Below are 13144 nucleotides of genomic sequence, written 5' to 3'. Positions count from 1 at the left end.
CAGGACGGGGACGCGCTCAGCGCACGCATTCCGAACCGAAACGCACGACGAGGGCAACCGCCGCGGCAAAGAGCGCCATACCCATCGCCGCGACGGCCGCCGACGCGAACAGCGAAAGCGCGAATCCCACGCCCACCAGCGCAAGCGCGCCGTACTCGTAGCACAAACGCGGGCCGCCCGGGAACAGACGCACGGCATCGAGGCCGCAGCAGAGCAGCGATGCGGCGCCGACCAGCACCGCAAGCGCAAGCGCGAGAGGAAGCGACGTGCCGCCGGGAAGCGTCGCGGCCACGGCGCCGCACGCGAGCAAGGTCGTGGCGGCGAACGCGGGCAGCGTGTCGAATGCCAGCAGTTCGAGCACGCCGAACGGCAGACGGTCGCGCACGAGGCGATTGCGCGCGTCGTCCCGAAACGCCCGCGTGGCCTCGCGCACGCCCTGCGGCATGAGAACGGCCACCGGAAGCCAGAACACGAACAGCACGGGGCCGCCCGCGCCGAGGAGCGCGAGCACCCCGAGCGGCACGACGAACGCCCCTTGCATCACGAGGCTCGCAAGGCCGTCGTACTGGCGCGCATGCGACAGCGCGGCGCGCTGCACGAGGGCGAGGCGGCCCTCCCCGCGCGGCAGGGAGAACCGCACGGGACGGTCGGCCAGCTTGCGGCGACGCTGGTATTCGGCGATGTCGTTGCGGTCGAGGGGCGACAGCATGCCGAACCGGCAGAGATCGGCATGCAGGGAGTTCTCGTCGATAACGCGCGTCATATCCACGCGCGGCGCAAGCAGGGCGAGGGCGATCGCCGCGACGGCGAGGACGAGGAATCCGCCCACGGAAAGAACCGCGAACGTCGCAGGAGCCAACAGCGCATCGGCGCCCGCAGCCAGCGCGACGCCGCACCAGGAAACGGCAAACGCCACGAGAACGAATGCGGCCGCAGCCGTGTGCCATCCGCTCCAGCCATCGCTTGCCAGCCGGACGAAACCTACGACCCAGCCGAGCGCAACCGCAGCCGCAGCCAGCGCCGCACCTGCGAGCGCCACCGCGGCCGGCGCGCCCGCGAGTACGGACGCGCTCTCCAACCCCACGCCCAGCAGAAACCCTAGCGCCGCCCCGGCAGCCGCGCCTGCGAAAGCTTGCACTCCGGCCGACACGCCCGCGAGCGCCCGCGCGCTCACCGCGCTGGCCGCCAGATAGGCTATGTCGGGATGCGACAGCTTCAACGGCGTCGTGCGCGCGCCCGCGATGCCGACGCGCAGCAGGACGAGCGCCACCGCGAGCAGCGCCCCCTGAACCGCGAGCGAGCATACGGCGGCGGCGAGGCCGACGAAGACCCCCTGGATCGCATCGACGAGCGCTGCGGCCATGAGCGCGGCCCACACGAGCATGATGCCCACCGCGTACAGCTGGTAAGCGCGCTCTCCCCAGCCGCCGTCGTCGACGCCGGCGCCCACGAGGTGCAAGGTTCGGTTCAGAGCCGAGCGCGCATGGCGCGCTCTCAGCCACAGCAGCAGGCGAACGTCATGCATCGTCGCCTCCGAAGCTCGCGCCGAACGCGTTCCGCACCATGCGTCCTTCGCCTCCGTCACGCGCATCGAGCACGGCGAGGCGGCCGTCTTCCAGACGCAGCAGCGCGTCCGGCCGCAGGTTGGGCACGTCATGATGGCAACTGGCCAGCACGGCCGCGCCGGCGCTGCGCGCTTCCTCGATAAGCCCGCTCAACACCCCGGAGGCGTCCGGGTCGAGCGGCCCGTACGGTTCGTCGAGCAGCAGCAAGCGCGGCGCGCGGGCGAAGGCCAGCACGAGCGCCAGTTTCTGACGCATGCCGCGCGAGTATGCCGAGGGCAGCTGGTCGCGATGGCCGTCGAGGCCGAAGAGAGCCATGAGCCGCTCCGACGGGTCGTCGTCGGCGCTCATACGGTTCGCCTGCCGCACGAAGCGGATATGCTCGCCCGCTGTAAGGTCGTCGTAGAACGAGGGGACGTCGGGCACGAAGGCCAGCAGGCTTCGCTGCGCGCGATCCGCGCCGTCGAAGCGCCTTCCGCACAGCTCCACCCGCCCCTCGGCAGGCGCGTCCCAGCCGGCCAGGCAGCGCAGAAGCGTCGACTTACCCGCCCCGTTCGGCCCGGTGAGAAACGCGACCTCGCCCGCCCGCAACGAAAGCGACGCGCCGGCGAACACTTCCGTCTTGCCATAGCGATAGGCCAAGTCCTCCACATACAGCACGTCCGCTTCGCTCATAGGGCCTCCAGTCGGTCGAACAGCGGCTTGAAACGCGAATCGCCGGCACGTTCGGCCCAGACGGGCTGCGCTGCCACCATCTGCGCGCACTGCCGCCTGAAGTCGATCGCGCCGAACCGGGTTTCCGCGATATGCTCCTGGCCGGGATCGACGCTCCAAAGCTCGGGCGCCCGATCGTACAGCGCGCTCTGGTTCCGGCCGTACACCAGCGTGCGCGCGTCAAGCTCCTCCAGCAAAGACGTAAAGCGCTCGAGATAGCTCGCGGCTCGATCCTCGTCGCCCGCCTGCAAACACGCGGAAGATGCGTTCGTGCAGAACGTGAGCACCGTCATCGGGCTCTGGTTCTGCAAATCGAACCCGGAAAGCACGCCTTCGCCGGCCCGCAGGAGCGCCTCCAGGTGCTCGGCGTCGTCGGCGTACAGCGGGATCTGCGCCGAGACGCAGCTTATGGCGTTCATCACGCACCAGCCCATCGATTCCTGGAACAGCTTCAAGCCGGCGTCAAGGTCGCCTCTCTGCTGGTACATGCTGGCCAGCATGAGATCGATGTTCGCCGCCGTCCTGTCGGGCTTGAGGCTTTCGAACAGGGCGATGCATCCGTCCAAGTCACCCTGCACGCTCATGACGGAAGCGCGCATCATCCGCGCGGCGCGCACAAGCTCCACATCGTCGGCATGCCGCTCGACGCGCTCGAACAGCTCTGCGGCGCGTGCGGCCAAAGCTTCGGCGCGGTCGGGGTCGAGGGTTGCGCGCTGCACGTAGAGCATGCCCATCTGCTGCAGCGCGGGCCAGCAGGAGTAGTGCGAACGGACGAGGTCCTCGGCGTTCGCGAAAGCGGCTTCGGGATCTTCGTCGAACTGCGCGAGCAGCCTCAGGTAGGCGTCTTGCAGATCGTCGCCCACCAGCTGCGGCCGATAGTCGAACAGCTCGTCCAGCGTGAGGTCGAAGTAGGCGGCGATGCGCGGCAGCAGAGCCACGTCGGGCATGCTTTGCTCCAGCTCCCACTTCGACACGGCCGCCTTCGTCACGCCCAGGTGCGCGGCCAGCTCGCCTTGCGTCACCTGCGCCGCACGGCGCTCGCGCGCGATGGCGGCTCCCAAGTTAATGTCGTGCATGCAAGGCTCCTTCTCCCGCTCGGCGCGCCCTGCCCTACAGTATGGGGAACGCGAGCGGTTGACGCAAGCGAGCATCGGTTGACTTTCCCGGGCGCGCGTCAACCGAGCGAGTGCGAAAGACCCTCCTCCGAGCCTTGTCCCCGCCCTCGGCCCTCGGCGCCCGATCGGAAGAATCCGTTCTCCCGGCTCGTGCACGGTTTCGAACGAAATGTTGCGTTTTCGCGAGAGCTGAAGATGCGCGGAGCGACACGGCAAACGCGACCTGGGGAAACGTTCGCAACCGGAAGAATGCGGAAGGCACGCGAAAGGAAGCTTACGGCGTTTCGTAGAAAACCGTGCACGGAAGGTCGAGCCCGCCGACTAGCCGAGCGCCAGCGCGCCCGAGCATCCAGCAGCGCACGCGATGGCGAAAAAGCATCGAATTCGGAACCCTGCGAGCCAACCTGCGGGGCGCCGAAAAACCCTCTTCTCCATAACGCCTGCTCATAGAAGGAGGCTTTTCCGACAGAGCGAGGCCGCCCCTCACGAAATGCGCGACCTCTTCCGAATTCGATAGTTTTTCGCCATTTCCAGTCCGACGCGCTGCCCGCAAGGAAGCCCGAGGAGGCCGTCGAGTCGTGGTACCGCTTCAACAAGGACGGGCTCTACTCCGCGTAGCCCGTCGGCCCGACCGGCTCCTGCGGCGCCGCATGGCCCAGCGGCAACCGCAGCGCCACCCGCGCGCCGCCGCCCTCGGCGGCGCTGCGGTTGGCCAATTCCACCGAGCCGCCATGGCGCGCGGCTGCCTCGGCGGCAACGTGGAGCCCGAGGCCGCTGTGGCCGCGCGTCGCGCGTGCGGCATCGCCCTGGTAGAAGCGCTCGCAGCCGCGGCTCAGAGCCTCCGGCGAGAAACCCGGGCCCTCGTCGGCCACGCTCAGCGCCAAGCAGCCGGCGGCGACGTCTGCCCGCACGTCCACCGCAACCGACGACCCGGCCGGAGCGTGCTCGACGGCGTTCGCCGCCACGTTCGCCACCGCCCGCTCCACCAGCGCCTCGTCCAGCAGCATCGTCTCGGGCAGGTCCGCGCCCTCGCTCCAAACGACGCGCACGCCGCTCGCCGCCGCCAGCGCCTCGACCTGCGCTCGCAAGCGCTCGAGCAGCGGCCGCAGCCGCGCCTCCCTGGGCGCGAACGATGCGCCCGCGCCCAGCGACGCGTCGATGAGCGCGGACACGTACGTTCCCATCTGGCGCGCGCCCTCGGCGACGTCGGCCGCGCACGCGCGCTGCTCGCCCGAGAGCTCGCCTTCCAACAGCAGGTCGACGTTGCCGCGCACCACGGTGAGCGGCGTCTTCAAATCGTGCGCGAGCGCGGCGATCTGCTCGCGCTGCGCCTGCTCGCCCCGCCACTGCGCCTCCAGCGAGTCCTTGAGCGAGGCGCGCATGTCGTCCATCGCGGCCAGCACGTCGTCGATCTCGCGCACGCGCGACGAGGCAACCTCGAAGTCGAGGTCGCGCTCCTCGATGCGCCGCACGGCGTCCGCGAGCGGCTCCATCTTGCGCGAGATCACCCGTGCGGCGCGCGCGGCGATGCCCACCAGCGTCAGCACCGACAGCACGGCGAGCGCGCCCAGCAGCAGGTTCTGCGGGTTCGGCAGCGCGTCGCGCAGATCCTTCGAGGCGAACTGCGGCAGATACTGGTACACGAGCACGCATACCGAGCCGTCGGCCAAGGTCACCGGCTCGTACCGCGTCATGCCGAACGTCTCGTAATCGATGGCCAGGCCGTCGAACGCGGCCGCGCGGGCATCGTCGACCGCACCCGCGGCAACGTCGCCGGCCGCATACGCGCCGTCCGGCGAGAACAGCGCCCACCTGTACGCCGAGGGCACGGCGGCGTCGATCGCGTCGGCATCGGCGGAGGGCAGCGCGGCGAGCTGCGCCGACGTCTCGTCCAGGGCCGTATCGCCGTAGTTCGCCAGAAGCACCGTCCCGCTTCCGACGAGCACGCCGAACGCTGCGTACGCAACCAGCGCAAGCGCCAGCAGCGCGGCCAGCACGTAGGCGAAGTAGCGCAGGATGAGCGCGCCCAAGGGAAACCTGCGCCCGCGGCCGCGGCTCGCGCCGCGCGCTCCATGCGCCCGCACGTCCCGCTTCACGCCGTCCATTTGTACCCCACTCCCCACACCGTGTCGATGGGCTCGGCGCCCGCCACCTTCAGTTTCGCGCGCGCGTTCGCCACATGCACCGATATCGTCGACGCGGCGCTTTCCGCGTCCCATCCCAACACGTTCTCCACGATCTGGTCGCGCGAGAACACCTGACCGGGATGGCGCGCCAGGAACTCGCACACGTCGAACTCGGTCTTCGTCAGCGGCACGGCGGCCTCGCCCACGTACGCCTCGCGCGACGCGAGGTCGAGCCGCAGCGCGCCGAACGACAGCGCGTGCTTGCGCTCGCGCCGCTCCCGCCGCAGGTGCGCCGCCACCTTCGCGCGCAGCTCGGCCGCGCCGAAGGGCTTGCGCAGGTAGTCGTCCGCCCCCAGGCCCAGGCCGTACACGGCATCGTCCTCGGAGCTTCTCGCCGTGAGGAACACGATGGGCGCGTCCACCGAGCCGCGGATGGCGCGGCACAGCTCGAACCCGTCCGTCCCCGGCATCATCACGTCCAGCAGCACCAGATCGTAGCGGTCGAGCTTCAGCGCCAGCGCCTCCTCGGCGCATGCGGCGCAGCGCACGTCGTGCCCGTCCTTGCCCAGCACGCGTCCCAGCAGGTTGCGGATCGCCTCGTCGTCGTCGACCGCGAGTATGCAGGCCATCGTTCCTCCTTCCGTCTCGCACGAGTGTAGCACGAGGCATCGGCCCCGTTCCTTCAGGTCATCCGTTCCTATTCGCCGCTGCGACGCGGGTTCTCGAAGCGGTTCGCGGCCGCCAGCGCCACCGCCAGCACGACCGCCGTGATAGCCGTGCATGCGCACGTCACGGTCGCGTACGCCGCGGCCAGGGCCTCGACCTGCGCCTGCGCCCCCATGCCCGCGGCGATGGACAGCTCCAAGGGAAGCGAAGCCAGACGCGAGGGCCACGCGAACGGCACGAACGCGGCCGCCCCAATGCTGAACGCTCCGCTGAACGTGCCGGTGACCAAGCCGTTCGCCAGCCCTCCCATCAGCGTCAGCGCCGCGATGAAACCGAGCGTCCCCATCCCGATGGAGGCGTTGCGACCGAAGCGCAGCGCGACGCACCACAGGATGGCGTACGAGCACAAACTGCCCAACGCGATGCCCGCCGTCGCAAGCGCCACCGCAGCCGTATCGGGAAGCGAACGGCCCGCCAGCGCCAGCGCGCCGCAGAACAATGCGGCTGCGATAGCGGCAGCCATCAGGCACAGCGCCAACAGCGCCGCCAATTTCGCCGCCAGCGCGCCGCGCCTCGACGACACGCCCAGCACGTTCGCGCCCTCGCCCGCCCGCTGCTCGGCATCCGCCGCCAAGCCGCAGGATATGCCCGCCAGAAGCGGCGCGCCCGCGCCGAGCAGCTGGAAGAACGCGTCGGTTCCCAGCAGGGAATCCCATGCCGAGAACGCGAAGTACGCACCCGCCAGCGCGCCGAGCGCGACAGCCAGCGCCACATGCAGCACCACAAGCGGCGAGTGGCGCATCCTAACCGCCTCCGAGCGCAGCGCGCGCCGAAACGTCACGCGCGCCCGACCGGGCTCCGCCTCGCAAGTTCGCGTCCCGGCCTCGCGCGCCTTCGCGCGCGCCTCCGCCCCGGCCATCAAGCAGCCTCACGCTTCGAGAACCACGTCGCCCCAGCCCATGCCAGCACGGCGAACAGCACCGCGGCCACGACGATGCCGACCACGGCCTCCCAACCGAACGCGCCCAGCGCCTCGCCCGCCTCCAAGGGCACGCCGGACGGCGCCACGCCCAGAAGCGGCGACACGGCGCAGAGCGTCGTCGCCGGCGGGAACGCGAACCACGCCGCCGACGAGTACAGCGCGATACCCGCGCCCAGCTGCAACAGCACCGGAATTGCGATGCCCGCAAGCGTCCCGAACCGCACGGTCAGCGCCAGCGCCGCAGGAACCATCCACGAACTCGCAACCGTCAAGATGGTCGCCGCGGCCAGCCCCTCGGCAAAACCGGGGGCATCAACGCCCATCGCTCCAAGCGCCGTCGAACAGACCAGCACCGCGAGGTTCGCAGCGAACGCCAGCGCCAGCGCGTAGCACACCTTCGCCCACCACGTGCGCGCCGGGGGAAACGGCAGCGCCAGCACCGAACGCAGCTTCTGCCGAGCGTCGATGTTCGCCACCGAGACGCAGATGAGCGCGATGGCGACGGGCATCATGAGCACGTACCAGAAGTTCCACAAATACGTTGCGACACCCCCGGTCGCGCCCGTGCCAGGAATGACGCCCGAGGACAGCACGCCCAGCGCGCAGAACGGCAACGGCGCGATCAGCGCCACCTTGCGCGGCGCCCCGCGGCGGCCCTTCAGCACCTCCGCTCTGAACACCGAGAAGAACGGCCTCGTCCGCGCCTCCATCATGCCACCGCCTTCCCCAGGCACACGTCCATGAACAAACGCTCCAAATCGACGCCCTCGCCGAGTGGAGCCTCGTAGGCCAGACGGCCCTCCACGATGATCCCCACAAGATCGGCCATATGCTCCACCTCGTTCAGGATATGGCTCGACAGCACCACCGTGATGCCGTGCTCCGGAAACGAGCGGACGAGGGCACGCAGCTCTTGAATGCCCACCGGATCAAGGCCGTTGGTCGGCTCGTCCAGGATCAGCAGCCTCGGATGACCCACCAACGCGAGCGCGATCCCCAGACGCTGCTTCATGCCCATCGAGAACTGGCCCGCGCGCTTCCTGCCCGTTTCGGGAAGTCCCACCGTGGCCAGCGCCTCGTCGATACGGCTTTCGGGAACGCCCAGAAGCGACGTGCGCACGCGCAGGTTCTCCCGCGCCGTCAAGTTGTCGTACAGCGGGGGCGACTCGATGAGCGCCCCGATATCGTTCAAGTCGTCGCGCGTCCACGGACGACCCGCGAAAGCGATCTCGCCCGAGGTGGGCCGCAGCATGCCGCACAGCATCTTGAGCAGCGTCGACTTCCCCGCGCCGTTCGGCCCCAAAAGGCCGTACACCGATCCTTCCGGCACATGCAGCGACACCCGGTCGACCGCTTTCTGCCCTTTGAACGTCCTCGTGAGATCGTTCGTTTCCACCATGAATCCCATAGAGCCTGCCCTTTCTCTTGCCTGAGAACAGGATGCGCCCGGTTTATAAAGATTCGTTAAAGACCGAAACGTTTTCCGCGATTCCGCAGCCACCGACGGCGTATCCCCGTTGACCCCGACGCTGCGTCATGGTCTACCATGCGAAGAGCAGCATCGTCACGCACACGTCAGGAGGCCCCATGCCGTTCGCGCCCGTTGGAACCCCCGCGCCGCCCTCCCGCGCCCTGCCGCGCATGGCGATCGCCCTGCTCGCCTGCCTTGCTCTATACGGCATCGACCTCGCCTGCATGGCAACCGTCCCCGCAACCGGATTCGACTTCGCGTCGGGATTTGCGATGCCGTTCGACCTCATGGTGTTCGTCCCGGCGGTCTTCTACCTCCTCGTGGTGCGACGCTACAGGCTGTCGCCCTTGCTGGTGCTGCCGGTCATCTGGCTGGGCGGCCTCGTGTCGCTGCAGTTCGCCGCGCCCGACAAGCCGTCGCTGCTGGCGCCGCTCGGCCTGTGCGCCGTCGGAGTGGAGCTGGGCATCGCCGCGCGCGAGGTCCTCCGCCTCGTCCGCCGCTTCCGCACGGCGAAAGCATCCTCGGACAACCCGCTCGACTGGTTCTCGGACGCGTTTTCCGCTCTCGTTCGCAATGAACGGGTCGCGCGCATGGCGGCGCTCGAGTGCGTCATGTGGTACTACGCGTCGGCTTCGTGGCGCCGCGCGCCGCACATGCCGCACGGCTACCGGGCGTTCTCGTCCCACCGGCAAAGCGGCTACGTCGCCGCGGTCGGCGTCATGCTGGTTCTCATCGCCGTCGAGACGGTCGCCGCGCACCTGTTGGCAGCACGGTTCAGCGTCGCGGCCGCATGCGTGTTGACCGCACTCTCCCTCTACACGATCCTCTGGATGATCGCCGAAGCCCGCGCCGTCGTGCTGAACCCGCTTCTGGTGGACGATGTCGAGCTGGTGGCGCGCTGGGGCATGCTCGTCTGCGAGCGCATCCCCCTCGACCGCATCGCGCGCGTCGGTTCCCAGGATCCCGCTGTCCCGAAGAGGGAGCTTCTGAACCTGGCGGCCATGGGCGGGCAGGCGTTGTGGATCGAGCTGGCGGAACCCCTCGAAGTGCGCGGCCTCACCGGAAAGCCCCGCCTCGTGCGCGCGATCAAGACCACGCCCGACGATGCCGCCGCGTTCAAGGACGCGCTTCGCCCGCGAAGCTGACGCGATCCTTACCCTTGCGCTTCGCCTCGTACAGCGCACGGTCGGCCGCGTCGAACAGCGATTCGTACGTTCCTCCGTCGATACCGGCCAACGCTCCGCCCACGCTGAGCGTGACGAGCGCGCGGCCTTCGCATCTTTGCCCGTTCACCCGCAGAGCAGCCCGCTGCGCCTGAACGAGATCGGCGTGCGGCAGATACGCGACGAACTCGTCGCCGCCGATACGCGCAACGATGGCGTCGTCCGACGCCAACGCCTCTTCAAGCGACCGCGCCACGTTCGACAGCAGCTCGTCGCCGGCCAGATGGCCGAACGTATCGTTCACGCCTTTGAAGTCGTCGATGTCGATGACGAGCAGAGCTCCCACGCCGCGTTTCGCACCGGTGCGCAACAGCGGGTCGATGAGCTCGGAGGTGGCGCTCTGATTGAACAGCCCGGTCAGAGGATCGCGTCGCGCCTGGTCGGCGAGGTCTTCAAGCTGACGACGCTCCGCGGTGATGTCTCGCCAGCTGCCGATGGTGCGCACGGGCGCTCCGTTGCGGTCGTACAGCATCATGGCGTGCATGCGCGTCCAACGCCAGTCGCCTTCCGGCGAGCCCCCGAAAAGACGACGCACGTCGAGCGTCACCGACTCGCCGCCCTGCAGCGCCTCGGCCAGGCGCTCGCAGTCGTCGGGATGGATGCGCCCGCCTTCTGCGATCATCTCGGTGTAGCGCTCGATCCGACGCTCCTCGGGAAGCGCGCTGCCGTCCGCGCCGGGCGCGCGCTCGTACTCGACCAGCACGTCGCGCTCGATATCGTATTCGAACAGCACGTCGGTAACGCTGCGCAGCGCGATGCGGTAGCGCTCCCGCTCCACCGCGAGCGCGATCTCCGCCTCCTTGCGCGACGTGATGTCCATGAGCACGCTGCCGATCTTCACCGCACCGTCCTCGGTTTGCACTTTGCGACCCGAATCGAGCACCCACGCCAGCGTACCGTCCTTGCGGCGCGCGCGGTACTCCGTCTCGTACGTAGGCCCCTCGGCGAAGCAGCGCGCGACATCGGCGAGCGCCTGCGCGCGATCGGGAGCATGCACCATGCCCACCGCCGTGCCGCCGCTCACCTCCATCAGCTCTTCGATGGTGTAGCCGAGCATGCGCGCCAGACCCTCGTTGACGTAGGACAGCGTGTACACGTCGTCGTCCTCGCTCATCTTGAGGCCGCCCGTGATGTTGTCGGTGAGCAGATCGATGGTGGCCGTTTTCTCGCGCACGAGCTGCTGCAAGTACTCGTAGGTCTGCCTGCCGGCCTCGAAGGGGAAGTACCGCTCGTCCCTCATCGCCCGATAGGGATTCGACGCATGGACATGGCGGATCTTGAGCTCTCCGCCCGCATCCACCAGCTCGTAGCTGCACCGCTGGCGCTCTTCGATCACCAGCTGCGAGTCCTCGCGCGTGCGCACATTGTAGCGACCCATCACGGTGCAACTGCACTCCGTGACGTTCACCAGGTAAAACTCCTCGTCGAAAACCTCGCACGGAGGCGCAAGCGGCGCGCGCTTCGTCAAATACGACACGATCTCTTCGGCGCTGGTCGAGAATTCCACCTCGCCCGCTCCTATCCACGAGAGATCGTCGGAAAAGCGCTCAACCACCTGCTCGATGCCCGTTCCGGCGTAAAACCGGCGCACCGTGTCGCTCACGAACGACAGCGCTTCGTCGAACAGCGGGTTCATCGCACTCCTCTCGCCTGCCTCCCGAGCGAAAGCCTCGGAGGCCGAGACGGCTTGCTCACCGTCCCCCTACGCATTTCGTTCGAAAGAGTATAGCGCGCCGGCGAGCAGAAGGCTCTGTGAAACCCGCGAACAGTTCGCGTACCCTACGCGTTGGCCGCCGGAACCAGCATGAGAAAGCCCGCCGCAAGCAGCGTCGCCCCAAACGAACGACGGAATCGCGTCGATTACCGCCGAAAACCGCCGACCTTCTCGCGCGGCGGGGTGCCGACGATCGCGAATTCGCTCCAGCCGCGCGCCTTGCAAAATCGAGGGATAGGCTCGCAGCGAGTTCTTGGAGTAGGCAGCTTATTCCTGTAGGTATGTCAGGGGCGTTCTACCCCTAACTACGAAAAGGGCCACCGGCGAAAGAGCCGGTGGCCTGGTGTTCCGTGGAGCCAGTGACAGGAATCGAACCTGCAACCCACAGTTTACAAAACTGTTGCGCTACCGTTGCGCCACACTGGCGTGCGCGTGAATCGCGTGCGTGCGTATTGTACGACATCATGCGCTTCCGGAAAAGCGTTTCCCGCAACGCCCACAAGCATGATGGGCATCATCGCTCGAAAAACACGGAATCGCTTCCGAAAACGTGTTTTTCGAGCGATGATGCGCGCCCGCTGGCCAAGCCCTCCCCCGCTGCGTCCGCAGGACGTCGGCGCCCCTAACCAGCCGAGGTTCCACCCGGCTCGTCGATCCTCAGCGCGCGGTACAGGCGGTCGGGCACGAGGCTCACGAGATCGTCGGTCCAACGCACGAGGTCGGTGGGCGCATCCGAGCGGAACCAGTCGTTCAGCACCTCGCACTCCAGCTTCGAGAATATCTCCACGATGAACCGCATGTTGTCGTTCACGGTCACATGGCGGTACTTCTCGAGCGTCTCCAACAGCACCGTCTTGCGGTTCTCGGGCATAACGGTCTGGCCGAAGGGCGTGTTGATGCTGTACTGGATGGACTTGCGGTAGAAATCGCGCTCCTGCGCGATAAGCCGGAGATGATGATAGTACCCTGTCTTCCAATCGATGGTGCGCCCTATCTCGTTGAGGTAGAACTGCCGGCAGAAGATGGAATGCCACCAAGGGATGTCGTATTTGCTTTGAAAATGGCGGTAGAACGTCTGCCGGGATATTCCCGCGTTCTCGCATATCTCGGCGATCGTGATGCGATCGAGCGATTTGTCGACGGCATGCAGTATCTTCATCTTCGTGCGCAGCTCGGGCGATCCGAAGATGTCCTGTCCATGAGCAAGATCCGGCAGCATACAAAGCCTCCTCTTAGAGCACCCCGACTTGAACCTGCAAGAAACCTGTCAACCGAATTAAATATACAGCACCGAAACGCCTGACAGCACGTTACATTCTTGCACAATTGTCCGGCATAGTTGACAATCATATTCTTTAATTCCGCAACTCGGACATACGGATGACCTTGTGCAACGGCACCGCGACACCGAACGGACTGCGCCCTTTGAATAGCGTTTCCCAGCCCATCACAATATCTTCACAGAGAGGTGGACACGCCACCCGAAGACCTTGAAGGCGGCGCCGGAAGCGCTGCCGGAGAAAGGAGACTGTCATGGCGAAGATAGTCAATTCTTGGAACGACTGGGATCC

Annotated in this window: 12 protein-coding genes and 1 tRNA gene; 1 reads left to right on the top strand and 12 read right to left on the bottom strand. The window is 67.5% G+C overall.

Annotation, left to right across the window (positions count from 1 at the left end; all coding sequences use genetic code 11):
- Positions 1 to 16 precede the first annotated feature (16 nt).
- From GT613_RS03075 to GT613_RS03040, 8 genes are all read right to left on the bottom strand, one after another.
- On the bottom strand, positions 17 to 1525 hold the full coding sequence (locus GT613_RS03075) for a hypothetical protein (protein WP_114516564.1): 1509 nt from the start codon (positions 1523 to 1525) through the stop codon (positions 17 to 19).
- Positions 1518 to 2237: an ABC transporter ATP-binding protein gene (locus GT613_RS03070; protein ID WP_009304692.1), complete on the bottom strand. Its 720-nt coding sequence runs from the start codon at positions 2235 to 2237 to the stop codon at positions 1518 to 1520. The genes GT613_RS03075 and GT613_RS03070 overlap by 8 nt, the downstream gene beginning before the upstream one ends.
- Positions 2234 to 3352, bottom strand: a complete 1119-nt coding sequence (locus tag GT613_RS03065) for a helix-turn-helix transcriptional regulator (protein ID WP_114516565.1) — start codon at positions 3350 to 3352, stop codon at positions 2234 to 2236. Before GT613_RS03065 ends, GT613_RS03070 begins: the two co-directional genes overlap by 4 nt.
- Before the next feature lie 644 nt (positions 3353 to 3996).
- Positions 3997 to 5496 carry a HAMP domain-containing sensor histidine kinase gene (locus GT613_RS03060; RefSeq protein WP_114552199.1) on the bottom strand — a complete coding sequence of 500 codons (1500 nt, stop codon included), beginning with the start codon at positions 5494 to 5496 and terminating at the stop codon, positions 3997 to 3999.
- On the bottom strand, positions 5484 to 6146 hold the full coding sequence (locus GT613_RS03055) for a response regulator transcription factor (RefSeq protein ID WP_114516567.1): 663 nt from the start codon (positions 6144 to 6146) through the stop codon (positions 5484 to 5486). The genes GT613_RS03060 and GT613_RS03055 overlap by 13 nt, the downstream gene beginning before the upstream one ends.
- A 68-nt stretch (positions 6147 to 6214) precedes the next feature.
- A complete protein-coding gene (locus tag GT613_RS03050; protein WP_161172500.1) occupies positions 6215 to 7102 on the bottom strand; it encodes a lantibiotic ABC transporter permease in 888 nt (295 codons plus the stop codon).
- Positions 7102 to 7878 (bottom strand): hypothetical protein, encoded by a 777-nt coding sequence (locus GT613_RS03045; RefSeq protein ID WP_015760429.1) that lies wholly within the window; start codon positions 7876 to 7878, stop codon positions 7102 to 7104. Before GT613_RS03045 ends, GT613_RS03050 begins: the two co-directional genes overlap by 1 nt.
- Positions 7875 to 8573: a lantibiotic protection ABC transporter ATP-binding protein gene (locus GT613_RS03040; protein ID WP_015760428.1), complete on the bottom strand. Its 699-nt coding sequence runs from the start codon at positions 8571 to 8573 to the stop codon at positions 7875 to 7877. The genes GT613_RS03045 and GT613_RS03040 overlap by 4 nt, the downstream gene beginning before the upstream one ends.
- A 179-nt stretch (positions 8574 to 8752) precedes the next feature.
- Here GT613_RS03040 and GT613_RS03035 point away from each other — a divergent pair, with 179 nt between their 5' ends.
- Positions 8753 to 9781: a hypothetical protein gene (locus GT613_RS03035; protein ID WP_227791310.1), complete on the top strand. Its 1029-nt coding sequence runs from the start codon at positions 8753 to 8755 to the stop codon at positions 9779 to 9781.
- Here the strand turns inward: GT613_RS03035 and GT613_RS03030 are convergent.
- The 4 genes from GT613_RS03030 to GT613_RS15345 all read right to left on the bottom strand — a co-directional run.
- Entirely contained in the window at positions 9753 to 11495 is a 1743-nt protein-coding gene (locus tag GT613_RS03030; RefSeq protein ID WP_114554596.1) for a diguanylate cyclase, read from the bottom strand. The two genes, GT613_RS03035 and GT613_RS03030, sit on opposite strands and share 29 nt — an antisense overlap.
- A gap of 429 nt (positions 11496 to 11924) precedes the next feature.
- Positions 11925 to 11999, bottom strand: a tRNA-Thr gene (locus tag GT613_RS03025).
- Between the two features lie 196 nt (positions 12000 to 12195).
- Positions 12196 to 12792, bottom strand: coding sequence for a TetR family transcriptional regulator (locus GT613_RS03020; RefSeq protein WP_009304701.1), 597 nt, complete (start codon positions 12790 to 12792; stop codon positions 12196 to 12198).
- A gap of 136 nt (positions 12793 to 12928) precedes the next feature.
- Positions 12929 to 13144: hypothetical protein (locus GT613_RS15345; protein WP_204986934.1), on the bottom strand; the 216-nt coding region annotated here is incomplete at its 5' end.

The sequence above is a fragment of the Eggerthella sp. BIOML-A4 genome (assembly GCF_009875575.1).
Taxonomy (GTDB): domain Bacteria; phylum Actinomycetota; class Coriobacteriia; order Coriobacteriales; family Eggerthellaceae; genus Eggerthella; species Eggerthella lenta.
The sequence above is the reverse complement of the archived record's forward strand: the minus strand, read 5'-3'. Positions and strand labels throughout refer to the sequence as shown.

Excerpts from the sequence above, each read along its gene's own strand:
- GT613_RS03050 (WP_161172500.1), bottom strand. The coding sequence starts at position 7,102 with ATGGCCGGGGCGGAGGCGCGCGCGAAGGCGCGCGAGGCCGGGACGCGA.
- GT613_RS03055 (WP_114516567.1), bottom strand. The coding sequence starts at position 6,146 with ATGGCCTGCATACTCGCGGTCGACGACGACGAGGCGATCCGCAACCTG.
- GT613_RS03035 (WP_227791310.1), top strand. The coding sequence starts at position 8,753 with ATGCCGTTCGCGCCCGTTGGAACCCCCGCGCCGCCCTCCCGCGCCCTG.
- GT613_RS03070 (WP_009304692.1), bottom strand. The coding sequence starts at position 2,237 with ATGAGCGAAGCGGACGTGCTGTATGTGGAGGACTTGGCCTATCGCTAT.
- GT613_RS03075 (WP_114516564.1), bottom strand. The coding sequence starts at position 1,525 with ATGCATGACGTTCGCCTGCTGCTGTGGCTGAGAGCGCGCCATGCGCGC.
- GT613_RS03045 (WP_015760429.1), bottom strand. The coding sequence starts at position 7,878 with ATGATGGAGGCGCGGACGAGGCCGTTCTTCTCGGTGTTCAGAGCGGAG.
- GT613_RS03060 (WP_114552199.1), bottom strand. The coding sequence starts at position 5,496 with ATGGACGGCGTGAAGCGGGACGTGCGGGCGCATGGAGCGCGCGGCGCG.
- GT613_RS03065 (WP_114516565.1), bottom strand. The coding sequence starts at position 3,352 with ATGCACGACATTAACTTGGGAGCCGCCATCGCGCGCGAGCGCCGTGCG.
- GT613_RS03030 (WP_114554596.1), bottom strand. The coding sequence starts at position 11,495 with ATGAACCCGCTGTTCGACGAAGCGCTGTCGTTCGTGAGCGACACGGTG.
- GT613_RS03040 (WP_015760428.1), bottom strand. The coding sequence starts at position 8,573 with ATGGGATTCATGGTGGAAACGAACGATCTCACGAGGACGTTCAAAGGG.
- GT613_RS03020 (WP_009304701.1), bottom strand. The coding sequence starts at position 12,792 with ATGCTGCCGGATCTTGCTCATGGACAGGACATCTTCGGATCGCCCGAG.